The organism is Devosia sp., from assembly GCF_039927955.1.
In the GTDB taxonomy this organism is placed as follows: domain Bacteria; phylum Pseudomonadota; class Alphaproteobacteria; order Rhizobiales; family Devosiaceae; genus Devosia.
In genome coordinates, this window is record NZ_JBDSUA010000059.1 from 119,875 (window position 1) to 142,449 (window position 22,575).

The 22,575-nt window shown below is 61.4% G+C and carries 19 protein-coding genes; 11 read left to right on the forward strand and 8 right to left on the reverse strand.

The window, feature by feature from the left end; genetic code table 11:
- The first annotated feature begins 126 nt into the window (after positions 1 to 126).
- On the forward strand, positions 127 to 1,752 hold the full coding sequence (locus ABIT12_RS14980; RefSeq protein WP_348041153.1) for a glycoside hydrolase family 43 protein: 1,626 nt from the start codon (positions 127 to 129) through the stop codon (positions 1,750 to 1,752).
- Between the two features lie 23 nt (positions 1,753 to 1,775).
- Here the strand turns inward: ABIT12_RS14980 and ABIT12_RS14985 are convergent, their stop codons facing one another.
- Positions 1,776 to 2,225: a GNAT family N-acetyltransferase gene (locus tag ABIT12_RS14985; RefSeq protein WP_348041155.1), complete on the reverse strand. Its 450-nt coding sequence runs from the start codon at positions 2,223 to 2,225 to the stop codon at positions 1,776 to 1,778.
- A 101-nt stretch (positions 2,226 to 2,326) separates the two neighbouring features.
- On the opposite strand from ABIT12_RS14985, the gene mutS reads away from it, so the two are divergent.
- The 9 genes from mutS to ABIT12_RS15030 all read left to right on the forward strand — a co-directional run bounded on the left by mutS (position 2,327) and on the right by ABIT12_RS15030 (position 14,924).
- Positions 2,327 to 5,044, forward strand: coding sequence for a DNA mismatch repair protein MutS (mutS, locus tag ABIT12_RS14990; protein ID WP_348041157.1), 2,718 nt, complete (start codon positions 2,327 to 2,329; stop codon positions 5,042 to 5,044).
- The gene (locus ABIT12_RS14995; protein WP_348041159.1) at positions 5,025 to 7,823 is read left to right on the forward strand and encodes a [protein-PII] uridylyltransferase; all 2,799 of its coding nucleotides are present in this window, start codon (positions 5,025 to 5,027) and stop codon (positions 7,821 to 7,823) included. Before mutS ends, ABIT12_RS14995 begins: the two co-directional genes overlap by 20 nt.
- A gap of 87 nt (positions 7,824 to 7,910) precedes the next feature.
- The gene (gene murJ, locus ABIT12_RS15000) at positions 7,911 to 9,473 is read left to right on the forward strand and encodes a murein biosynthesis integral membrane protein MurJ (protein ID WP_348041161.1); all 1,563 of its coding nucleotides are present in this window, start codon (positions 7,911 to 7,913) and stop codon (positions 9,471 to 9,473) included.
- A gap of 63 nt (positions 9,474 to 9,536) precedes the next feature.
- Positions 9,537 to 10,568 (forward strand): tryptophan--tRNA ligase, encoded by a 1,032-nt coding sequence (trpS, locus tag ABIT12_RS15005; RefSeq protein WP_348041163.1) that lies wholly within the window; start codon positions 9,537 to 9,539, stop codon positions 10,566 to 10,568.
- A gap of 15 nt (positions 10,569 to 10,583) precedes the next feature.
- The gene (locus tag ABIT12_RS15010; RefSeq protein ID WP_348041165.1) at positions 10,584 to 11,057 is read left to right on the forward strand and encodes a universal stress protein; all 474 of its coding nucleotides are present in this window, start codon (positions 10,584 to 10,586) and stop codon (positions 11,055 to 11,057) included.
- 77 nt (positions 11,058 to 11,134) lie between these two features.
- Positions 11,135 to 11,701, forward strand: a complete 567-nt coding sequence (locus tag ABIT12_RS15015; RefSeq protein WP_348041167.1) for a NifU family protein — start codon at positions 11,135 to 11,137, stop codon at positions 11,699 to 11,701.
- A gap of 94 nt (positions 11,702 to 11,795) precedes the next feature.
- Positions 11,796 to 12,335, forward strand: coding sequence for a response regulator (locus tag ABIT12_RS15020; RefSeq protein WP_348041169.1), 540 nt, complete (start codon positions 11,796 to 11,798; stop codon positions 12,333 to 12,335).
- A gap of 94 nt (positions 12,336 to 12,429) precedes the next feature.
- Positions 12,430 to 12,837 carry a hypothetical protein gene (locus tag ABIT12_RS15025; protein WP_348041171.1) on the forward strand — a complete coding sequence of 136 codons (408 nt, stop codon included), beginning with the start codon at positions 12,430 to 12,432 and terminating at the stop codon, positions 12,835 to 12,837.
- Positions 12,838 to 12,965: 128 nt separating this feature from the next.
- Positions 12,966 to 14,924, forward strand: coding sequence for a translation factor GTPase family protein (locus ABIT12_RS15030; protein ID WP_348041173.1), 1,959 nt, complete (start codon positions 12,966 to 12,968; stop codon positions 14,922 to 14,924).
- 32 nt (positions 14,925 to 14,956) lie between these two features.
- Here ABIT12_RS15030 and ABIT12_RS15035 read toward each other — a convergent pair whose 3' ends face one another.
- The 4 genes from ABIT12_RS15035 to miaB form a co-directional block, all read right to left on the reverse strand.
- A complete protein-coding gene (locus ABIT12_RS15035) occupies positions 14,957 to 15,994 on the reverse strand; it encodes a hemolysin family protein (protein WP_348041175.1) in 1,038 nt (345 codons plus the stop codon).
- A gap of 67 nt (positions 15,995 to 16,061) precedes the next feature.
- Entirely contained in the window at positions 16,062 to 16,550 is a 489-nt protein-coding gene (gene ybeY / locus ABIT12_RS15040) for an rRNA maturation RNase YbeY (RefSeq protein WP_348041177.1), read from the reverse strand.
- Between the two features lie 150 nt (positions 16,551 to 16,700).
- A complete protein-coding gene (locus ABIT12_RS15045) occupies positions 16,701 to 17,732 on the reverse strand; it encodes a PhoH family protein (RefSeq protein ID WP_348041179.1) in 1,032 nt (343 codons plus the stop codon).
- Between the two features lie 141 nt (positions 17,733 to 17,873).
- On the reverse strand, positions 17,874 to 19,274 hold the full coding sequence (gene miaB, locus ABIT12_RS15050) for a tRNA (N6-isopentenyl adenosine(37)-C2)-methylthiotransferase MiaB (protein ID WP_348041181.1): 1,401 nt from the start codon (positions 19,272 to 19,274) through the stop codon (positions 17,874 to 17,876).
- 100 nt (positions 19,275 to 19,374) lie between these two features.
- On the opposite strand from miaB, the gene ABIT12_RS15055 reads away from it, so the two are divergent.
- Positions 19,375 to 19,575, forward strand: a complete 201-nt coding sequence (locus ABIT12_RS15055; protein ID WP_348041183.1) for a hypothetical protein — start codon at positions 19,375 to 19,377, stop codon at positions 19,573 to 19,575.
- Between the two features lie 360 nt (positions 19,576 to 19,935).
- Here ABIT12_RS15055 and ABIT12_RS15060 read toward each other — a convergent pair whose 3' ends face one another.
- The 3 genes from ABIT12_RS15060 to ABIT12_RS15070 form a co-directional block, all read right to left on the reverse strand.
- Positions 19,936 to 20,838: a hypothetical protein gene (locus tag ABIT12_RS15060; RefSeq protein ID WP_348041185.1), complete on the reverse strand. Its 903-nt coding sequence runs from the start codon at positions 20,836 to 20,838 to the stop codon at positions 19,936 to 19,938.
- 308 nt (positions 20,839 to 21,146) lie between these two features.
- Positions 21,147 to 22,127, reverse strand: coding sequence for an ABC transporter substrate-binding protein (locus ABIT12_RS15065; protein WP_348041187.1), 981 nt, complete (start codon positions 22,125 to 22,127; stop codon positions 21,147 to 21,149).
- Between the two features lie 30 nt (positions 22,128 to 22,157).
- Positions 22,158 to 22,575 (reverse strand): ABC transporter permease subunit (locus ABIT12_RS15070; protein WP_348041189.1); only part of this gene is annotated, 418 nt, incomplete at its 5' end.

The window sequence follows — 22,575 nt, forward strand, 5'->3', positions numbered from 1 at the left end:
TCGCGTCGCGCCCGAGGGCAGGCTCTGGGCGGGTGAGGGGTTCCTCCGTCATCGCTGACCCCTCATCCGTCGGCTGCGCCGACACCTTCTCCCACAAGGGGAGAAGGATGACGACCGTGAGACCCCATGCCCCAGATCACCAATCCCATCCTGCCCGGTTTCAATCCAGATCCCTCGATCCTGCGGGTCGGCGATGATTATTACATTGCCACCTCGACCTTCGAGTGGTTTCCGGGCGTACAGATTCATCACTCGAGGGATCTGGCCAACTGGGAATTGGTGACCCGGCCACTCACCCGCGCCAGTCAGCTCGACATGCGGGGCGATCCCGACAGCTGTGGCGTCTGGGCGCCCTGCCTCAGCCATGACGGCGAACAGTTCTGGCTGGTCTATACCGACGTCAAGCGCAAGGAAGGCTCATTCAAGGACGCGCACAATTACATCGTCACCGCGCCCTCGATCGAAGGGCCATGGTCCGACCCGATCTACATGAATTCCTCGGGCTTTGACCCATCGCTGTTCCATGATGACGATGGCCGCAAATGGTTCGTCAACATGATCTGGGATCATCGCGTCCGGCCGCTGCTGTTTGCCGGCATTGCGCTGCAGGAGTTCGATCCCAAGGCAGGCAGGCTGGTCGGCCCGGTCAAGAATATCTATCAGGGTACCGATCTCAAGCTGGTCGAAGGTCCACACCTCCATAAGCGCAACGGCGTCGATGGCACGCCGTGGTACTACCTGCTGACCGCCGAAGGCGGCACCGGCTATGACCATGCGGTAACCTTCGCCCGCTCGCGCAGTCTCGACGGGCCGTACGAAACCCATCCCGACCAGCACATCCTGACCGCAGGCGCAGCCCCGTTCAACGCCTTGCAGCGTTCGGGCCATGGCGATCTGGTCGAAACCCCTGAAGGCAAAACCTATCTGGTGCATCTGACTGGCCGTCCCATTGGCCAGGAACGCCGCTGCGTGCTGGGCCGCGAAACCGCCATTCAGGAAGCGGAATGGCGCGATGACGACTGGATTCACGTGAAACATGGTCCGGTGCCCTCGCTCAAGGTCGAGGTGCCGGGTACACGCGACGAGACCGCCTATTGGGCCGAGCGGCGCTATGGCTTTGACGGTGTTCTGGACAAGGATTTCCAGTGGCTGCGCACGCCGGAACCCGAGCGCATCTATTCGCTCACTGCCAAACCCGGCGCATTGCGTCTCTATGGCCGTGAATCGATTGGCTCATGGTTCGAGCAGGCGCTGGTCGCCCGCCGCTGGACGCACTTTTCCTTCGATGCCGAAACCACACTCGATTTCACCCCGGTGGACGAGCGCCAGTTTGCCGGGTTGACTGCGTATTACAACCGCACGGCGTTCTACTATCTGGCCGTCACCGCACATTCCGATGGCAAGCGCGAACTGCTGATCTTTTCAGTGCCGGGGCGTGATGATGGCCGCATCGAATGGCCGGCAGCGCCAGTCGCGCTGCCCCAGACTGGCGCAATTCGGCTCAAGCTCAGCGTGCGCGGCAAGGCCCTGCAGTTTTTCTACGCGCTGGGCGATGCGGCCTGGCAGAACGTCGGCCCGGTGCTCGATGCGTCGCTGATCTCCGATGAAGGTGCCGGCGGCGAACATTCCAATTTCACCGGCGCCTTTGTCGGCGTCGCCGCGTCGGATTTGAACGGGACGGCGCTGCCGGCCGATTTCGGCGATTTCGTCTACCGCCCGGAGCGTGATCCGAGTGATCGCTACGAAGTCTAGCCTGGGTTTGCCGTAAGGCTCGTTCAACCAGTGATCGTGACCACCGCCTTGCGGTATTGAATGAAGCCCGACCGCTGCGCGACCTTGTCGTAAAGCGCTTGCGCAGTGGTATTGGTTTCGTGCGTCATCCACTGCACCCGATGGGCGCCATCTTCGGTTGCCCGCGCCGTGCAATAATCGATCAGCGCACGACCATGACCCTGCCCCCGTCCGGCTTCGGCGACGTAGAGGTCCTGCAGATAACACACGTCAGAAGTTGACCAGAACGTGCGCTGATAAACCCAGTTGACCAGCCCGACGGCCTGCCCATCCTGCACCGCCAGTGCGCCCCACATTGGCTCGGCCGGATCGTGCAGCCTCGCCCAGTTGGCGGCGTACACCGCCTCAGGCTGCTCGGCCTTGTAAAACACCAGATACTTTCGCCACAGCTCGCGCCATGCGGCCTCGTCTTGCAGTGTCAGGGGCCGAATCATGGCGGGTGTCCTTTTGCCATAGTGGACAAGCCCCCTGCCCGGTTGTCACTCCTTAACATCTGCCCTAGCGTGGCGCCGTCTTCAAGGATAGCCCTCAGCCAATGGACCAGACGCCTTACGATCCCCCCGCCGATGAGCCCTCGCTCGCGGCGCTGACGCCAATGATGGCACAGTATTTCGAGATCAAGGCGGTCAACCCCGGCTATCTGCTGTTCTATCGCATGGGCGATTTTTACGAGCTGTTCTTCGAGGACGCCGAAATCGCCAGCGCCGCACTGGGCATCGTTCTGACCAAGCGCGGCAAGCATCTGGGCCAGGATATCCGCATGTGCGGCGTGCCGATCCATGCCGCCAACGATTACCTCAACAAGCTGATCAAGCTGGGCCATCGCGTCGCCATCTGCGAACAGGTTGAAGACCCCAAAGAAGCCAAGAAGCGGGGCGCCAAGTCGGTGGTCAAACGCGATGTGGTGCGGCTGATCACGCCAGGCACGCTGACCGAGGATGATCATCTCGATGCGCGGGCCGCCAACTATCTGGCAGCTTTGGCCACCGTCAAACATGGCGACACCGATTTTGCGCTGGCCTGGGCCGATATTTCAACCGGGGAAACCCAGGTACTCGATCTGCCGGCCAATGCCCTGCAGGACGAGTTGGCCCGCATCGATCCGGCCGAACTGCTGCTGACCGACGCGACGCGATCGCTGCTGGTCGAGCGGCATCTGTTGCCGCCTAATCTGGTTTCGGTGCTGTCGATCGTCGAGGCGCAGGCGTTTGACAGCGAACAGGCGACGCTGCGCCTGCGCGCGACCTTTGGCGGCGATGATGTCGATCCGACGGCGTGGTCGCGTGCTGCCCGTTCGGCGCTCGGAGCGCTGGTGGCCTACGTGCTGGAAAGTCAGAAGGGCAAGGCGCCAGTCTTGCGCGCGCCATTGCCTGAGGGCGCGACCCAGCACATGGCCATCGATCAGGCGACGCGCGCCTCGCTCGAACTGCTGCTGACCCAGCGCGGCAATGCACGCGGTTCGCTGCGCAGCGCCGTCGATCTGACGGTAACCCCGCCTGGCTCGCGGCTGCTGGCGCAACGGCTGGCCGCGCCATTGTGCGATGCCTCGCCAATCCATGACCGGCTTGATGCGGTTGGCTTGCTTGCTAACGACACCATGCTGACCGGCCGCCTGCGCGCCGATCTAAAGTCCGCGCCGGACCTCGCCCGGGCCCTGACCCGGCTGGCGCTGGAACGGGGCGGTCCGCGCGATCTCAACGCCATTGGCCTTGCCGTGAGTGCGGCGCGGGCACTGGCGCAGCGCTTTGATGGCATTGCCGATCTGCCGCCAGTTCTGGCCACCATCGCCACATCACTGGCCAATGCGCCGATCGCGCTGGCCTCCGAACTTGGTGCCGCGCTCGATGATGAGCCGCCGCTGCTGGCCCGCGATGGCGGTTTTGTCCGCAAGGGCTATGACGTCGACCTCGATGCCGAACGGGCGCTGGCCAACGAAACCCGCATGGTGGTCGCCGCCTTGCAGGCGCGGCTGATCGAGGAAACCGACGTCCGCTCGCTCAAGATCCGCCACAACGGCGTGCTGGGCTATTTCGTCGAAGTGCCTGCGGCCCATGGCGGAAAGCTACTGGAGGAGCCGCATCGGCAGGCGTTCATCCACCGCCAGACGCTGGCCAATGCGATGCGGTTCACCACCGCCGAACTGGCCGACCTTGAAGGCCGTATCGCTCGCGCCTCAGAGGCGGCGTTGGAAATCGAAGGCAGGATTTTCGCCAGGCTTTGCGCCGAGGTCACCGCGCGCACCGATATACTACGCACCATCGCCGACGCACTGGCCGAACTCGATGTGACGGCGGCGCTGGCCCATCTTGCCGCCACCCGCAACTATTGCCGTCCGGTGATCGATACCTCGCTGGCCTTTGCCATCGAAGGCGGCCGCCATCCGGTGGTCGAGGAAATGGTCGCCGCCGAAGGCCACAGCTTTGTCGCCAATGATGCCGATCTCTCCGGTTCCGATGCTATAGGCGGCGGTCGCCTGTGGTTGGTGACCGGTCCGAATATGGGCGGTAAGTCCACCTTCCTGCGGCAAAATGCGCTGATCGCCATTCTGGCACAGATGGGCAGTTTCGTACCCGCTGCTTCAGCCCATATCGGCGTCATCGATCGGGTGTTCTCCCGCGTCGGCGCTTCGGACGATATCGCCCATGGCCGCTCCACCTTCATGGTCGAAATGGTAGAAACCGCCGCCATCCTCAATCGCGCCACGCGAAAATCGCTGGTGATCCTCGATGAAATCGGCCGCGGCACGGCAACCTTCGATGGCCTGTCCATCGCCTGGGCCGCGGTTGAGGCTTTGCACGAAACCACAGGCTGTCGCGCCCTGTTTGCCACCCATTTCCATGAACTGACGTCGCTTCAAAAAACCTTGAGCCGGGTATCCAATGTCACCATGAAGGTGCGAGAGTGGGAAGGTGAAGTGGTGTTCCTGCATGAAGTGGGGAACGGCGCTGCCGATCGGTCCTACGGCATTCAGGTGGCCAAGCTGGCCGGCCTGCCGGAACCCGTGCTGGCGCGCGCGCACCAAGTGCTGTCGATTTTGGAACAGCGCTCAACCGGTACAAGCTCTTCCGGTCGCGTGGCCGCCGTGCTAGACGATTTGCCGCTGTTTGCGCACCAGCCGGCCCCGGCAAGGGCCGAGATTAACCCAGTGTACGAAAGGCTCGACGCCATCCGCCCCGACGAAATGACCCCGAGGGACGCGATCGAGCTGGTTTATGAGTTAAAGAAAATCCGCGATGCCGCTCGCCGAAGCTGACGTCAAACCGCGAAAATCGCTGTTTGTCCTCAAACCCGCAGAAACGATCCTTGCGGACATCGATGCCCTGATCGGCAGCGAAGCGCCCAAGAGTGCTGCGGCGCGCTCCATTGCGCTTGCCCATTTCCGCCAGACCCTGTCCGAGGCCCGCAAGGGCGCCGAAGCCGAATTGCGCTTGACCGGCAAGGGTATCCGCTGCGCCCAGAACCTGTGCAATGCCGAGGACGAGATCATTTCCGCGGTACACATGTTTGCCACCCGCCGGGTCTATCCGGTCGACAATCCCTCGGGCGCCGAAACCATCGCGTTGTCGGCAGTCGGCGGCTATGGTCGCGGCACGCTGGCGCCGGGTTCCGATATCGATCTGCTGTTCATCCTGCCCTACAAGCAGACGCCGTGGGGCGAGCAGGTTACCGAATATATCCTCTATATGCTGTGGGACCTTGGCCAGAAGGTCGGTCATGCCGTTCGCTCGGTCGATGAGTGCCTGCGCATGGCCCGCTCCGACATGACGGTGCGCACCGCCACGCTGGAAGCGCGGTTCCTCACTGGCGACAGGCGCCTGTTCGACAATCTGGTCCGGCGCTTTGAAACCGAAATCATGCCCAAGACCGGGCCTGAATTCATCGCCGCCAAAATGGCCGAGCGCGACGAACGCCACAAGCAGATGGGCAATACCCGCTACGTCGTCGAGCCCAATATCAAGGACGGAAAGGGGGGCTTACGCGACCTCAATACCCTGTTCTGGATCGGCAAATATTTCTACCAGGTCAAGACCAGCCATGAGCTGATCGGCAAGGGTGTGCTGAGCCCGCATGAATACCGGCTGTTCCAGCGCGCCGAGGAATTTTTGTGGGCGGTGCGCTGCAACCTGCATTTCCTCACCGGCCGCGCCGAGGAAAAGCTGACCTTTGACGTGCAGCCTGAAATGGCCGAACGGCTCGGCTTTGCCAAACGGCTGGGCATGCTGGGCGTCGAGCGCTTCATGAAGCGCTATTTCCTCGTCGCCAAGGATGTCGGCGACCTGACCCGCATCTTCTGCGCTTCGCTCGAATTCAACCACGCCAAGGACATGGATCTGGTTGGAAGGGTGTTTGCCCCGTTCCGTTCCGGTAAATCCAAAATCCGTGGCGAAACCGATTTCATTCTTGATACGGGCCGGCTCAATATTGCCCGGCCCGATGTGTTTGAAACTGATCCGGTCAATCTGATCCGCATGTTCCTCGTCGCCGGGCGGGAGGAACTGCTGTTTCACCCCGACGCAATCAAGGAAATCACCCGCTCGCTGCACCTGATTAATGCCGATCTGCGCAATGACGCCAAGGCCAACAGCCACTTCCTGACCATTCTGACCGCGCCGCAATCGGTCGAGCGTATTCTGCGCCAGATGAACGAGAGCGGCGTTCTGGGCAAGTTCGTGCCTGAATTCGGCAAGATCGTCGCGCTGATGCAGTTCAACATGTACCACCACTATACTGTGGACGAGCATCTGATCCGCGCCGTCGGCGTCATGGCCGAAATCGCCAATGGCGGGCTGCGCAAGGAATTGCCGCTGACTCATGAGCTGCTGCCGCAACTCAACGATACGCGGCTGCTTTATGTGGCGCTGTTCCTGCACGATATCGCCAAGGGCCGCCCGGAAGACCATTCGATCGCCGGGGCGCGGATTGCCCGCAAGATGTGCCCGCGACTGGGCCTGTCACCCGCTGAAACCGACACCGTCGCCTGGCTGATCCAGTACCATTTGCTGATGAGCGAAGTGGCGCAGGCCCGCGATATCCAGGATCCGGAAACCGCAAAGGCCTTTGCCGATGTGGTGCAATCCCCGCAACGGCTGGCGCTGCTGATGATCCTGACCGCCTGCGACATCCGCGCCGTAGGTCCGGGCGTCTGGACCGGCTGGAAGGGCAGCCTGCTGCGGGCGCTCTATTACGCCACCGAGCCGCTGCTCTCGGGCGGCCATTCGCAGGTCACCCAGTCTGACCGGATCGGCGAGGCCAAGAACGTCTTGACGGCGGCCCTCGATGGTTGGCCGCCAGCCGATATCCAAACCTACACCGCCCGCCATTACGACCATTACTGGCTGCGGGCCGAGCCGGAATTGCAGATCGAGCACGCCCGCATGATCCGGGTCGCCGATATGGGAGGCCAGCCGTTTGCGGGTTCGATCCGGGTCAAGGCATTCGAAGGCATTACCGAGGTTTCGTTCTATACGCCCGACCATCCGCGGCTGCTGTCGCTGATTGCCGGCGCCTGCACCATGAGCGAGGCCTCGATCATCGGGGCACAGATTTTTTCGAGCCGCGACGGCCGCGCCATCGACACGTTCCGGCTGCGCCGCGCCTTTGTGTCGGATGAAGACGAAAAGGTCCGCGCCACCCGCATCATCGAAACGGTCAAGCAATTGCTGCAGGGTAAACGGCAGATCATGATCGATGTTGGCAAGGAAAGCCGCCACAACAAACGGCTTAAGCCCTTCACGCTGCCCGCTGAGGTGGTGGTGTCCAATAACCTGTCGGAAAAATTCACCGTCATCGAGGTTTCAGGCCTCGACCGCACCGGCCTGCTGCACTCGCTGACCCGCGAGATTTCCGATCTCAATCTCACCATCGGCTCGGCCCATATCGGCACCTATGGCGAAAAGGCCGTCGACGTATTCTATGTCACCGACCTGACCGGCCAGAAAATCGCCAGCAAGCAGCGCCAGCGTAAGATTCACGATGCGCTGCTGGCGGTGTTTCATCCCAAGGTGATTGAAGCGAAGGTTTCAAATGGATAGGACGCCGCGGTTCTGTGGCTCCCATCACCCCCTCCCAGCCTTCCCCATCAATGGGGAGGGGGTGGAGCAGCCCCCACCGATCTTTCCATGAGCCTTTATCGCAATTTCATCAATGTGGGCGTGCTGACCTTGGGCAGCCGCATTCTTGGCTTTGCCCGCGATGCGCTGATGGCGGCGGTGCTCGGCACCAGCCCGGCGGCGGATGCCTTTGCGGCCGCGTTCCGCTTCCCCAACCTGTTCCGTCGGCTGTTTGCCGAAGGCGCCTTCAACACCGCGTTCGTGCCGATGTTCTCGACGGCACTGGAGCGCGACGGGCCGGACAAAGCCAAGCTGCTAGCGTCAAAGATCATGAGCTGGCTGGTGGTGGCGATCATGATCGTCACCGTTCTGTTCGAAGTGTTCATGCCGCAGATCACAGTGTTCTTCGTGCCCGGCTTTGTCGATGACAAGGCCAAGTTCGACCTGACCGTTTTTCTGACCCGCATCATGTTTCCATACCTGGCCTGCATGTCGCTGATGGCGGCCTATGGCGCGATCCTCAATACGCTGGGCCGGTTCTTTGCTGCCGCCTTCGCGCCCATCCTGCTGAATATCGTCAATATCGCCGCTTTGGTGCCACTGGCGATCATCGCGCTGGATAATCCGGCTGACACTGCCTTCTGGGTTGGCGTCGCCACCATGCTGGGCGGTATTGCGCAATTGATGCTGGTGTACTGGGCGATCCGCCGCGCCAATTTCGTGCCAAAACTCGGGCTGCCCCGGTTCGACCCGGAAGTGCGCCGGTTCTGGATTCTGGCGATTCCGGCAATCCTGACCGGCGGTATTACCCAGATCAATATCATCGTCGGCACCACCATCGCCTCGGGCTCGAATGGCGCCATCGCCATCCTGGGTCTGGCCGATCGGCTCTACCAATTGCCGCTGGGCATTATCGGTATCGCCATCGGCACGGTGCTTTTGCCGGAGCTGTCTCGCCATATCGGCGCGGGGCGCGATGCCGAGGCGCGCGGCAGCCAGAGCCAGTCGCTGCTGCTCGCCATGCTGCTCTCCATGCCCGCCGCCACGGCGCTGGTTGGGCTGGCAACCCCGATCGTGCATGTGCTGTACGAACGAGGCGCGTTTACCCCAGCCGATACCATCGCGGTGTCGCGCGCTCTCGTGGCATTCGCTGTCGGCCTGCCGGCCTATGTGCTGATCCGCGTGCTGCAACCGGGTTATTTTTCGCGCAAGGACACCAAGACGCCAACCGTGTTCGCCGGCATTTCGGTGGTCGCCAATATTGCGCTGTCTTTTGCGCTGTTCCCATCACTGACCTATGTCGGCATTGCGGTGGCCACCTCGATTTCGGCCTGGCTCAACGCCATCCTGCTGGCAATTTTCCTCGCCACCCGCGGGCATTTCGTCCTGACCGCCGGCGAATGGGCCAAACACTTGATGATCATCCTGATCAGCCTGCTGATGGGCGGATCGCTCTATCTGCTGGGCGAACGGGGTGCGTCCTATTTTGCCGCGACCCGCCCGGTCCTGGTTCAGATCGGCGTGCTTGGGGCGCTGGTGGGATTTGGGCTGATCCTGTATTTTACCTTGATCCATGTCAGCGGCACCCAGCGGCTTGGACTGTTGTTCCGCCGTTTACGCCGCTCCAGGTAGCACCCGCTTGCGCAGACCCCGTCCGGTGCGCGATAAGCCCTGACCACTTCCAGAGTTAAATCTATGGCCTTCACTCCCCGCGTCTTTTCCGGCATCAAGCCTTCTGGCGATCTGCACCTGGGCAATTACCTCGGCGCCATCAGGCGTTTCGTGCCGCTGCAGGACACCCATCAGACGATTTATTGCGTGGTCGATATGCACGCCATCACCGTCTGGCAGGAGCCCGAAGACCTCAAGCGCTGGACCTATGAAATCGCTGCGGCCTATATCGCCTCCGGGCTCGATCCCAGCCGTTCGATCATTTTCAACCAATCGCAGGTGATGGAACACGCCGAGCTGAGCTGGATTTTCAATTGCGTCGCCCGCATGGGCTGGATGGCGCGGATGACCCAGTTCAAGGACAAGGCTGGCGAAAACTCGGAAAATGTCTCGCTGGGCCTGTTCGCCTATCCATCGCTGATGGCGGCTGACATCCTGCTCTATAAATCCACCGGCGTGCCGGTGGGTGAGGATCAGCGTCAGCATCTGGAATTGACCCGCGACATCGCCAAGAAGTTCAACCACGATTTCCGCAAGCAGATCAAAGGCCTGGGCTTCGATGAGGATTATTTCCCGATCACCGAGACCCTGGCCACCGGCCCGGCAATGCGGGTAAAGTCGCTCAAGGACGGCTCCAAGAAGATGAGCAAGTCGGACGCTTCGGACCTGTCCACCATCTACATGATGGACGACGCCGACCTGATCTCCAAAAAGATTAAACGCGCGACGACCGACCCCGAGGCCCTGCCGAGCGAAGCGGCGGGTCTTGCCGGCCGTGCCGAGGCGGAAAACCTTGTCGGTATCTACGCCGCGCTGGCCAACCAGTCGGTCGATCAGGTGCTGGGCGAATTTGGCGGCAAGGGGTGGGGCGCATTCAAGCCGGCATTGGCCGATCTGGCCGTCACCGTTCTGGCCCCGATTGCCGGCGAAATGAAGCGCCTGGTGGCCGATCGCGGCGAGATGGATCGTATCCTGCGTGACGGCGCCGATCGCGCCCGCGCTATTGCCCAGCCGAACATGGAAGAAATCCGCAAGATTGTCGGGTTCATCCGCTAACCACAGGACAAGCGCATGGTTGCCACCAGTGAATATCAGCGCAAATTCCTTGTCGTCATCGACGATACACCCGAATGCGATCGCGCCCTGACGTTTGCCGCCTATCGCGTCAAGCGCACCGGCGGCACCGTGGTGCTGATGAGCGTGGTGCAGCCGCCCGAGTTTATTGGCCTGGGGGTCGAGGATGTGCTGCGCGCCGAGGCGGTTGAGGAAGCCGAGCGCAATCTCGATGCGCGCCTGGCCCGGCTCAACGCCATCGGCGACATCAAGGTAGAATCGCTGGTGCGCGAAGGCCGGGGCCCGGAAGCCATCGAGCAGGTGATCAATCAGGATAGCGCGATTGCCATTCTGGTGCTGGCCGCTAGCACCGCCTCGGAAAGCCCCGGCCCGCTGGTTACCCACTTTGCCAGTCGCGCCAATACCTTGCCGATCCCGCTGACCATCGTGCCTGGCCGGCTGACTGATGCGGAAATCATCGCCGTCTGCTAGAGGCCAAAGCCCCTTGCAAACCGACTCGAAAGGTCTATTTTAGAAGCGTTCCAAACACGTTTCCGAACGGTATTGCCATGTTCATCCAGACCGAAGCCACCCCGAATCCGGCCACTTTGAAGTTCCTGCCGGGGCGCGACGTGCTGCTGGGCGAACCCCGCGATTTCCGCAACCTCGATAGCGCCGCAGCCTCGCCGCTGGCCACGGGCCTGTTTGCCATCTCGGGCGTCAACGGCGTGTTCCTCGGCTCCGACTTTATTTCGGTGACCAAGGACGACACCAACTGGGCCCATATCAAGCCGGCGATCCTGGGCGTGATCATGGACCACTTCCTCTCCGGCAAGCCGGTTATTGCCGAAGGCAATGTCGTGGCCTCCGATGCCCATGGCGGCGAGGAATTCTTTGACGAGGACGATAGCGAAACCGTTGAAGTGATCAAGGAACTGCTCTCGACCCGCGTGCGTCCAGCCGTGGCCATGGATGGCGGCGACATCATCTTCAAGGGCTACAAGGAAGGCACCGTGTTCCTGCACATGCAGGGCGCCTGCTCGGGTTGCCCGTCTTCGACCGCAACGCTCAAGAACGGCATCGAAAACCTGCTGCGCCATTTCGTGCCCGGCGTCGAGCACGTCCAGCAGGTTTAACGGCGGCTGCGGACCGCGTAACTTTACGGACTGTCAAAGAAACCGCACTAAGCTGCGCCGGCAAATGCCGCCTGTTGAGTGATATTGGCAGCCCATGACCGACAAGCCGCTGAAAACAGCTGTCAACCTGACCAAGGTCAGCTTCCTCGTCGCGGAACCGAATGATCTCTATCGCGGTCTCTTTCGCGGCCTGCTGTTTGGTTTTGGCGCCGCCAAGGTGCATGAAGCGCTCGATCCGGAAGCCGCCGACCGCATGCTGGCGCGCCACAAGATCGATGTGCTGATCTGCGCCGTCGACCTGCCCGGCAAGGGCGGGATCGACTATGTTCGCAATATCCGGCTGAACCCCGACCATCCCAATCGATCGATGCCGATCCTGATCACCATGGGCACGGCACGGCGCATTTCGGTGGGCATGGCGCGCGATAGCGGCGCCAACTTCGTGCTCTCCAAGCCCATTTCACCCCTGGTGCTGTATGACCGGCTGAACTGGATTGCGCGCAATCCGCGTCCATTCTGGGAGGATGCCAGATATTTCGGCCCCGACCGGCGCTTCCGCGCTTTGCGGCACGAAGGCCTGCCCCAGCGCCGTGCCGCCGATACCGAAGCGCAAACCATGGAGTTGGACGATTAGCACCCAATCAGAAGCGCCCGGCCGTCTGGTCAGCGTTGAAACCGCCTTCCACCGTCAGGCAGTCAAACCCGGCGGCGTTGACCGTCGGCACGCCATGCAGGCTGTCAAAACCGTGCTCAAAGACACCGGCATTACCATCGAGAAGCGGCTGGACGAGGCGCTGGACGAACTGCTCGCCCGCATGGCCGGCCCCTCCCAGCAGCAGCCGTCGGCAGAAATACTGGTGCGCCTGCTCACCTGCTCCAACGATGTGCGCGATATGGCGGGTCTGGTCGATCGCCATCTGCTGACCGAAACCGCTACATTCCTGTCCGATGTGCTCGACGCCATGGTGTTCGAGGGCCGCCGGATCGATGCCTCCGAAGCGCTGGTCTTTGCTACGGCGCTGCGCTTCGCCCGGCTCGATGCCCAGCGCGGCATAACCCTGGCGCCCTATTCCGAACTGCTCGGCCAGCTCAAGGATCTGACCAACCACCTGCTGTCCCGCCCGATCACCGCCTAGCCCGCTGTTGCCTGATCGGCAAGGCCGTGCTGTATTCCCCGGTTCAACCGGTTCCCCAGAGGATCAAACCATGGCGCGCTCAACTTCACCAAGAAACCACTCCTGTAATCTTGTGAAGCTGATGACCCATGAAAACCCTGAATCTGGGAATCCTTGCCCATGTTGACGCCGGCAAGACCAGTCTAACCGAACGGCTGCTATTCCAAGCCGGTGTGATCGACACCATCGGCAGTGTCGATGGCGGCAATACCCAAACCGATACCATGGCGCTGGAGCGCCAGCGCGGCATCACCATCAAGGCCGCAGTGGTCTCGTTTGTCGTTGGCGATACCACGGTCAATCTGATCGATACCCCCGGCCACCCCGATTTCATCGCCGAGGTGGAGCGGGTGTTCAGCGTGCTCGACGGCGCCATTCTGGTGGTGTCGGCGGTCGAGGGCGTGCAGGCGCAAACCCGCGTGCTGATGCGGGCATTGCAGCGCTTGGGCATTCCAACGCTGGTTTTCGTCAACAAGATCGACCGCCGTGGTGCCCAGTGCGATGCGGTATTTGCCGCGATCAAGGCCCGGTTGACCCCTTCGGTGCTGGCGATGGGGCACCCAATCGAGACCGGTAGCAAGGCGGCGGATTTTGTCGCGTTCGAAGCGGATGATGAAGGCTTCCGTGCGGCGCTGATCGAACAACTCACCGAGCACGACGACACCATTCTGGCCGACTATGTCGCCAATGCTGCGAGCCTGACGTCTGGGCGGCTATTGCAGGCCCTGGCCCTGCAGAGCCGACACGGAACGCTGCATCCGGTGTTTTTCGGCTCGGCGATGACCGGCGCCGGCATGGAACCATTGATCGCAGCGATCACCGAGCTGCTGCCGGTGAGTTCTGGACCGGCGGCCGGGCCGCTATCGGGCACCGTGTTCAAGATCGAACGCGGCTGGGCCGGCGGCAAGATCGCTTATGTTCGGTTGTTTGGCGGCACCGTGCATCTGCGCGACAAGGTGCAGGTCAATGGCGAGGAAGCCCGGGTCACGGCGATCCAGCGCTTCGAACGTGGCAAGAGCCATGTTGCCGATTCGGTATCTGCCGGATTTATCGCCAAGCTCTCCGGTCTTGGCGATATCCGCATCGGTGACGCGGTGGGTGAACCCCCAAAGGGCCTGTCGGCCCATCACTTTGCACCGCCGACGCTGGAAACCCAGGTGCTGCCGCAGCGCGCCAGCGATCGAGGAGCGTTGTGGGTGGCACTGACACAACTGGCCGAGCAGGACCCACTGATCAACCTGCGCAAGGACGATGCCGAGCAACAGATTTTTGTCTCGCTTTATGGCGAGGTGCAAAAGGAAGTGATCGGGCAGACGCTGCTGGCCGATTTTGGCATCGAGGTCGCGTTCCGGGAATCGACAGTGATCTGCGTCGAGCGGCCGATTGAGTCGGCGCATGCGGTCGAGTATCTGTTCAAGGACCCTAATCCTTACCTGGCGACGGTCGGGCTGCGTATCGATCCCATGCCACCCGGCTCCGGTGTCAGCTTCCGGCTGGAGGTTGATCTGGGTCAGATGCCGATCGCCTTCTATCGCGGGGTCGAGGAGGCGGTGCGCCACACGCTGCAACAGGGCATTTTTGGCTGGCAGGTCACCGATTGCCAGGTGGCCATGACCGAGTCAAAGCACACCTCGCCCACCAGCAGCGCCGCCGATTTCCGTGAGCTGACGCCGTTGGTGCTGGCGGCGGCTCTACTGGAGGCCGGAACGGTGGTCTGCGAGCCGATCCAGCATTTCGAACTGGACCTGCCCAGCACGGCGCTCGGCCAAGTCCTGCCACTGCTGGGGAGGTATGGGGCGACGCTGCGCACCTCGGACCTGCGCGGGACCACTGCTCATGTCGAGGGCGGGATCGCGGCGGCGCAATTGCATGGTGTACAGCAGCAATTGCCAGGCCTGACCAGTGGTGAGGGCACGATGGAATGCGTGTTCGATCACTATCGTCCGGTCAGTGGCACGCCGCCGATCCGCCAGCGCTCGGGTGCCAATCCGTTTGATCGGCAGCACTATCTGCGACGCATGCAGCGACGGCTGACCGAGGATGAGTAAACCACAAGGCCCGGATCGCTTCGGGCCTTGTGCTATTCCGCTGCAGCTTTTTCGTCGGCCGGGCGCTGGTCGGTGATCGCCAATTGCGGCTCGACCTTTTTCTTGCGGCGAATGCGCAAACGTTTGATGCGGCGGCTATCGGAGGCCAGCACTTCGAAATCAAAGCCATCGAGCTTGGAAATGATCTCGCCCTTGGCCGGCACGTGACCCGCCAGATCGAACACCAGCCCGCCAATGGTATCGACATCGTCGGCATAATTGCCGGGATCAAAATCGGGACCCAGCATTTCCTGTACGTCGGAGAGTTCGGCGCGGGCATCGGCCAGATAGGTATCGGTGCCCACCTTGCGGATCAGCGCGGCCGCCAATTCGTCATGCTCGTCCTCAATCTCGCCAACCACCGCTTCGAGCAGGTCCTCAATGGTTACCAGACCATCGGTCCCGCCATATTCGTCGACCACGATCGCCATATGCACGCGACTGGCGCGCATTTGCTGCAGCAGGTCGCCCACCGGCATCGAGGTCGGCACGAACATCGCCGTCCGCAAAATCTCCAGCTTGTTGATCTTCTGCTTCAGCGCCGTGGAAATCAGCCGGACCGGCACGTCCTTTGCAGGGTCATCGACCGGTTTCGGCGCGCTGATCCGCTGCAATACGTCCTTGACGTGGATGAAGCCCTGGATGTTGTCCAGGCCATCCTCATAAACCGGCAGGCGCGAATGGCCAGCCTGGTTGAAGCGGGCAAGCAGCGCACCAAGGCTGATATCGGCCGGCACGGCCTGAATATCGGAGCGTTCGACCATGACGTCGGCAACCGAGATATTGCCCAGCTTGAGCACGTTTTGCAGGATCGTGCGTTCGCTCTCGGAAAAATCCGCGGTCTCGGCGCTGCCCTGTTCGTCAAGCGCCACCTGCAGATCATCGCGCAGCGACACGGTGCGCAATGCCAGCATGGCCTTGAGCCGGTTCCAGATCGATGGCCCCCGCGTCAGTGCGGAGGCGGGACTAGAAGGAGGCTCGCTATTGGTATCGTGCGCCTTGGGCGCCGTCGTCGGATCGCTGTCGTTCATGGTCTCAATGCCGTCATCAGGACGGCTTTCTATCCTTTTTTGCCCTACTCCCGCAACGGGCCTTACGTCAGGGCAGCTCCGCATAGGGGTCAGCGACCCCTAGAACGGCCAGTATCTGGGTCTCAAGGCTCTCCATTTGCAGGGCCTCTTCATCGGTTAAATGGTCGTAGCCCAGAATATGCAGGAAGCCGTGTACGATCAGATGGGTGAAATGATCGGCAAAGCTGGTGCCCTGCTCAATGGCCTCGCGCTCCAAAGTTTCCCGGGCCAGAATGATATCGCCCAGAATGCCGACCACCGGACCAAACGGCTCGATCTGCGGAAAACTCAGCACATTGGTCGAACTATCCTTGCCGCGCCATTCGCGGTTGAGGTAGCGCTGCTCGGCGTCGTCGGTCAAAACGATGCTGATTTCAGCCGCGCCCTTGACCCTGGCCCTGCTCTGCATGAGGGCTTCGAGCACGGCCTCTGCGGCGCGGGCCTCAAGGTTTTCAGGCCACGCCTCGTCATTGCGGATGACGGCGATTTCCAGCGGTGGTTTGGGTTTGGGTGGCATTCAGCTCGTTCAAAATTGGTGCAATCGTCTGGCCACTGGCATGATGTCACCCCGGCGCAGGCCGGGACCCATCCTGAGATCTCGAGTTGGGCCCCGGCCTGCGCCGGGGTGACACCGGTGGGTGAAAGCGATTCGATATCGCCGACCGCTTTAGCGTGCGACCCCTTCGGTAACCTTGTCGGCCAGCTTGCGCGCCGTATCGGCTTCATAGGCTCGCACGATGCGGCCGACCAGAGCGTGGCGCACCACGTCCTTGTCGTTGAAGCGCGAAATATGCACGCCTTCGACGCCATCGAGCAGGTTGATGGCTTCGACCAGGCCAGACTTTTCGCCGCGCGGCAGATCGACCTGGGTCGGATCGCCGGTGACGATCATCTTCGAGTTCTCGCCCAGACGGGTCAGAAACATCTTCATCTGCATCGAGGTGGTGTTCTGCGCTTCGTCCAGTATCACCACGGCATTGGAGAGCGTCCGGCCACGCATGAAAGCGAGCGGCGCCACTTCAATAATGCCCGAGGTGATGCAGCGCTCGACGTTTTCGCTCTTCATCATGTCGTAAAGCGCGTCATAGAGCGGGCGCAGATAGGGATCGACCTTTTCCTTCATATCGCCGGGCAGGAATCCAAGGCGTTCGCCGGCTTCCACGGCGGGGCGGGACAGAATGATGCGGTTGATATCGCCGCGCTCGAGCAGCGAGGCGGCGTGGGCCACCGCCAGATAGGTCTTGCCGGTACCTGCCGGGCCAACGCCGAACACCAGCTCGGCTCTGTCCATAGAGCGCATATAGGCGTCCTGCGCCGGGGTGCGGGCAACGATGGTGGACTTGCGCGTGGCGATCTGCGCCATCCGCACCTTGCCCTTTTTTTCCAGCGTCGGCAGGGTTAATTGGCTGTCTTCGGTCTCGATCATGCGGATCATCCCGTCGACATCGCTCATTTCCACCTGCCTGCCCTCTTCGAGCACGCCATAGAGTGATTCGAGCACGCGCCGGGCCTGATCGACACCGGAGGCGCTGCCTTTGAGCATGATGTGATTGCCACGCGAAATGGCCGAAACCTTGAGCCGCTGTTCGATCAGCGCCAGGTTCTGGTCGAAATCCCCATAAAGCTGGGCGACCAGGCGGTTATCTTCAAAGGCGAGTTCAAGTTGGGAAGCGAGGGCGTTATCGGATGTCGGTGACAAATGCCTACTCAAGCTGGTGTGGCTCCACGCTCAGCGCGGCTGCGGGCTTGCGCCGCGACTACGATAACGAGGCTAGGATGATTTGGGTGCCGTGTCTGTAGCAATATTGTGACTGTGCGCAGTGGTACACCAGCGAGGTCCCTAAGCGGCTACAGCCATCTTGAGCCGACCAACCAGCGAATTCGTACTCGTCCCGATGATCTCAACCTGATGGATCGAGCCGATCAGATCGGTCGAGCCATCCAGATGCACGGCCTGCAGGTATGGCGAACGGCCGCCAACCTGCCCCGGCATGCGGCCGACGCGCTCGATCAGTACCGGCATGGTCTTGCCGACGCAGGAGGCGTGGAACGTGGTGGTCTGGCTGTTGACCAGGTCTTGCAGGCGATACAGCCGTTCGGATTTCACCGCTTCCTCGACCTGGCCATCGAGGTTGGCGCCCGGCGTGCCGGGGCGGGTGGAATATTTGAACGAATAGGCCGAGGCGTAGCCGACATCGGCGATGATCTTGAGCGTGTCCTCGAAATCCTGATCAGTTTCGCCGGGGAAGCCGACGATGAAATCGCCCGATAGCGCCATGTCGGGTCGGGCGGTCTTGATCCGCTCGATCACCCGCATGTAGTCGTCGCGCGTGTGACGGCGGTTCATGGCTTTCAAAATGCTGTCCGAACCCGACTGCACCGGCAGGTGCAGATAGGGCATCAGGATCTCGAGATCGCGATGCGCGGCGATCAGCGCATCGTCCATGTCGCGTGGATGGCTGGTGGTGTAGCGGAGCCGTTCAAGACCCGGCACTTCGGCCAGCAGATACGCCAACGCGCCAAGGCCCACGGTGTTTCCGGCCTCATCGAGCCCATGATAGGCGTTGACGTTCTGGCCCAGCAGCGTGATTTCCTTGACCCCGGCAGCGGCCAGGTTGCGCGCTTCGGCCAACACCTGTCGCACCGGGCGTGACACTTCGGCGCCGCGGGTATAGGGCACCACGCAGAACGAGCAGAACTTGTCGCAGCCTTCCTGCACGGTGAGGAACGCCGTGAGCCCGCGCTTGATCGTGACTTCCTTCCGCGCCAGCGGCAGATGGTCAAACTTGTCTTCCTCGGGGAAATCGGTGTCGACGATCGGCTGGCGCAACGCCTGATGCAGATGCCTTGTGCTTTCGATGCGGCTGACCATTTCGGGCAGCTTGTGATAGGCCTGCGGCCCGAACACCATGTCGACCACCGGGGCGCGGCGGACGATTTCCTCGCCTTCGGCCTGTGCGACACAACCGGCGACGCCAATCATCAGATCGGAGCCGCCAGCACGGCGTTCGGCCTGCATGTCGCGCAACCGGCCCAGCTCGGAAAACACTTTCTCCGAAGCCTTTTCGCGGATGTGGCAGGTGTTGAGCACCACCAGGTCGGCCATTTCCATGTCCTGCACGGGCTCATAGCCGTGCGGGGCCAGCGCGTCCGCCATGCGGTCGCTGTCATAGACGTTCATCTGGCACCCATAGGTCTTGATGAACAGCTTTTTGGTGTTGGTCTGGATGGTCTGGGTCATGGCGCGCTGTTTAGCAGAACCCGCACCAAGACTCAAAGCATGCAACCCAAAGCTGGGTTCAGGGGTTTTATTGGGTGGAACCCCTAAAAGGAGGCTTACCATGCGTGCAGAACAGGAAAACGATCAGGTGAGCGGCGCCGCTGCGCTGCGCAACGGCGAAAAAGTCGGCCCCAAGGACGCTCCTGTCCAGGTCCGCGACGCCGGTAGCAAGGCCCAGGCCACCAAGCCCAAGAAATGGGACAAGGACGACGAAACCATCGACGAAAGTTTCCCGGCCAGCGATCCCCCCGGCAATTACTGATTTTGAATTGAACTGACGAAGCCCGCTCCAGCGATGGGGCGGGCTTTTTGACGTGTTGAGATTGAGGCACAAAGCTCCCACCTACACCGAGTTCCCTCGGGCTTGACCCGAAGGCGACCCGTCGCATTGCACTGTGTGATAGCGGTCCTCGGGTCAAGCCCGAGGAAACGGCGGATAGTTCAGTTCAATATCACGCAGCTAATCTGGTTTAGTAATGCGCCGAAAAAGCAAAAGGCGGGGTCTCCCCCGCCTTTGTCGCCTATCGGTGAATGAAGAATACGATGATCAGAACCAGCCAGATCGGCACACCCAAGAGCCAGAGTCCAAGTCCGCGTAGCATGATGTTGTCCTTTCCGTGGTTCAGTAGCGCCGGAACACGTCGGCAAACACGGTGCCTTCGTCACGATGGCGGCCACCCATGGATGCGGCCCAATAGGCGCCCGCGCCACTGACCAGCAGCGAAGCGGCAAGCAGAAAGGCGGCGATCACCGCGGTCTTGCGGGCGTTTTCAGCAGCATCCAGTGCGGCCTGACGGGCTGCAGCGATGCTGGTTTCCGTTTGATCCACGCGGGCCTTGGCTTCATCTGGGGTCAATCCGGTATTGGCGGCCACGACATTGGCCAGATAGCTCTTGTCGTCATCGCTCAGCGGAGTTCCGGTCACGGCCGAATTGGCAAAAATCCGGCCCGCTTCGCCACGCGCCTGGCTGTTATCGACATTTGCCACCGGCTGGTTGGCCCGGAACAGGGTGTCGACGAAATAGGCATTTGGATCGGCATTGGCGGCAGCCGGCCCGGCGACGGTCGATGCGGCCTGAGTGGCGGTGGCCGCAACAGAACCGACAGCACTTGCTGCACCCCCGATACCGCCCACGGCAATGACTGTGCCCAGAATGGCAGCACCGGCCCAGACCAGCAGGCCATGAGCACCATCGCGCACATCGCTTTCGTGCTCGGTGGCATCATGGAAACGGCGGCGCAGGCGACCGGTCAGATAGCCACCAGCCATGAAGCTGGACACTTCCACCCACAAAAACCACGACGCCGCGGCGATGCCCACCCAGATCGGGGCAACATTGGTGCCGAGGCGGAAATTGGCAAACGACAGGCCAAGGGCCGAGCCGAAAGCCAGAAGGATCAGCGAAATCGCCGAGGCCAGAACGATGCCGGCGATGATCGCAGGCCAATCGACATAGGAGGCGTGTTCGTCATTGACCGGGCCGGTCGAAACGACCGCAATACCGGCTGGTGCATCAAGTGCCATGTTATTTCTCCATGAAATGGGGTGTCGGCGCGGAGGCGGTGCTTAGTGCACGCCCACAAACGACAGGATGGCCATGACGATGACTACGAGACCGACGAGATAAATGATGCCGTTCATTTGGGGTTTACCCTTGTTGATTGACGTAATGGGCAATCAACAGGTTGTGACCAATTTCGTTCCGGCACCTGCCTCAACTTTGTGCATATGGTCGGAAGCGTACAGAGCGATGGCTTCGGTGACGCGCCCCAATCTCCCAAACAAAAGGCGGGGTTTCCCCCGCCTTCAAATGCCAGCAATGCGAGGCTGATTTACTTCAGCGCATCGGTGATTGCAGTGATGTAGGCGCCTTCCGGCTTGGCCTTGATGATCTTCTGGTCAAGCAGGGCCTTTTCGGTGCGGTCATAGGCCGGGATCGACAGCGAGAAGTCCTTGGTGTCGATCAGCTTGCCAACTTCGGTCATCATATACTGCTGATGCGCTAACGTCTGGGCACCCGATTCGTCGTTATCGATAACGATCTGGGCGGCTTCATCGGGATGGGCGATGGCGTAGTCCCAGCCCTTTTGCGAAGCGCGCACGAAGCGGGTCAGCTTGTCGACACCGCCAGCGGCATCGAGTTCGGCCTGGGTGGTGTAGAGTCCATCCTCAAGCAGGTCGTTGCCCAGTTCGGTGTAGTTGAACACTGTCAGCTTATCGAGGGTGAACCCAGCGTCGATCGCCTGGCCGAGTTCGTTATAGGTCATCACCGAAATGCAATCGGCCTGCTTGTCGACCAGTGCCGAAACGTCGAAGTTCTGTTTGAGCACCTTGACGCCCTTGGCATCGCCTTCGGCAGTCGACACGCCCAGCTTGTTCATCCAGGCAAAGAATGGATACTCATTGCCATAGAACCAGACACCCAGCGTGTGGCCCGGGAAATCGGCTTCGGTCTTGATCGGGCCGTCCTTGGGGCAGATCATCAACAGGCCGGACTTCTTGAACGGCTGGGCGATATTGACCAGTGGCACGCCCTGTTCGCGGGCAGCCAATGCGCCACCCATCCAGTCCACGATCACGTCGGCGCCGCCGCCGGCGATCACCTGTTCCGGCGCCACGTCGGGGCCACCCGGCTTGATGGTGATGTCGATGCCTTCATCGGTATAAAAGCCCTTGTCCTTGGCCACATAATAGCCAGCGAACTGGGCCTGGGTGACCCACTTGAGCTGCAAGGTCAAAGCGTCGGCTGCAAAGCCCTGGGTCGAACCAAGCGCCAGTGCGCCGGCCAGCATCCCCAATACGATCTTCTTCATTCTCGTGTCCCTTTTCCCTGTTAAGTCTTCTTACGCCCGTCCACCACGGACCGACGGATGCCAGAAGGTGACGCCCCTCTCGATGAGGGCGATCACCCCGTAGAAGGCAGACCCCGCGACCGCGGCAACCGCGATCTCTGCCCAAACCAGGTCGATGGCCAGCCGGCCAACGCCTGTCGATATCCGGAAGCCCATTCCCACAATGGGCGTCCCGAAGAATTCCGCTACGATTGCGCCGATCAAGGCCAAAGTCGAGTTGATCTTGAGGGCGTTGAATATGAAGGGGCCCGCAGCGGGAAGCCGTAGCTTCATAAGAGTTTGCCAGTAATCGGCGGCATAGGTGCGCATCAGGTCGCGCTCGATGGCGGAGCTGGCATTGAGGCCGGCAACGGTGTTGACCAGCATTGGGAAAAACGTCATCGCCACGACGACCGCAGCCTTGCTCTGC

Coding starts and splice junctions, on each gene's coding strand:
- ABIT12_RS14980 (WP_348041153.1), top strand. CDS start 127: ATGCCCCAGATCACCAATCCCATCCTGCCCGGTTTCAATCCAGATCCC.
- ABIT12_RS15030 (WP_348041173.1), top strand. CDS start 12,966: ATGAAAACCCTGAATCTGGGAATCCTTGCCCATGTTGACGCCGGCAAG.
- ABIT12_RS14995 (WP_348041159.1), top strand. CDS start 5,025: ATGCCGCTCGCCGAAGCTGACGTCAAACCGCGAAAATCGCTGTTTGTC.
- ABIT12_RS15010 (WP_348041165.1), top strand. CDS start 10,584: ATGGTTGCCACCAGTGAATATCAGCGCAAATTCCTTGTCGTCATCGAC.
- trpS (WP_348041163.1), top strand. CDS start 9,537: ATGGCCTTCACTCCCCGCGTCTTTTCCGGCATCAAGCCTTCTGGCGAT.
- murJ (WP_348041161.1), top strand. CDS start 7,911: ATGAGCCTTTATCGCAATTTCATCAATGTGGGCGTGCTGACCTTGGGC.
- mutS (WP_348041157.1), top strand. CDS start 2,327: ATGGACCAGACGCCTTACGATCCCCCCGCCGATGAGCCCTCGCTCGCG.
- ABIT12_RS15065 (WP_348041187.1), bottom strand. CDS start 22,127: ATGAAGAAGATCGTATTGGGGATGCTGGCCGGCGCACTGGCGCTTGGT.
- ABIT12_RS15025 (WP_348041171.1), top strand. CDS start 12,430: ATGCAGGCTGTCAAAACCGTGCTCAAAGACACCGGCATTACCATCGAG.
- ybeY (WP_348041177.1), bottom strand. CDS start 16,550: ATGCCACCCAAACCCAAACCACCGCTGGAAATCGCCGTCATCCGCAAT.
- ABIT12_RS15020 (WP_348041169.1), top strand. CDS start 11,796: ATGACCGACAAGCCGCTGAAAACAGCTGTCAACCTGACCAAGGTCAGC.
- ABIT12_RS15060 (WP_348041185.1), bottom strand. CDS start 20,838: ATGGCACTTGATGCACCAGCCGGTATTGCGGTCGTTTCGACCGGCCCG.
- ABIT12_RS15055 (WP_348041183.1), top strand. CDS start 19,375: ATGCGTGCAGAACAGGAAAACGATCAGGTGAGCGGCGCCGCTGCGCTG.
- ABIT12_RS15035 (WP_348041175.1), bottom strand. CDS start 15,994: ATGAACGACAGCGATCCGACGACGGCGCCCAAGGCGCACGATACCAAT.
- miaB (WP_348041181.1), bottom strand. CDS start 19,274: ATGACCCAGACCATCCAGACCAACACCAAAAAGCTGTTCATCAAGACC.
- ABIT12_RS15015 (WP_348041167.1), top strand. CDS start 11,135: ATGTTCATCCAGACCGAAGCCACCCCGAATCCGGCCACTTTGAAGTTC.
- ABIT12_RS14985 (WP_348041155.1), bottom strand. CDS start 2,225: ATGATTCGGCCCCTGACACTGCAAGACGAGGCCGCATGGCGCGAGCTG.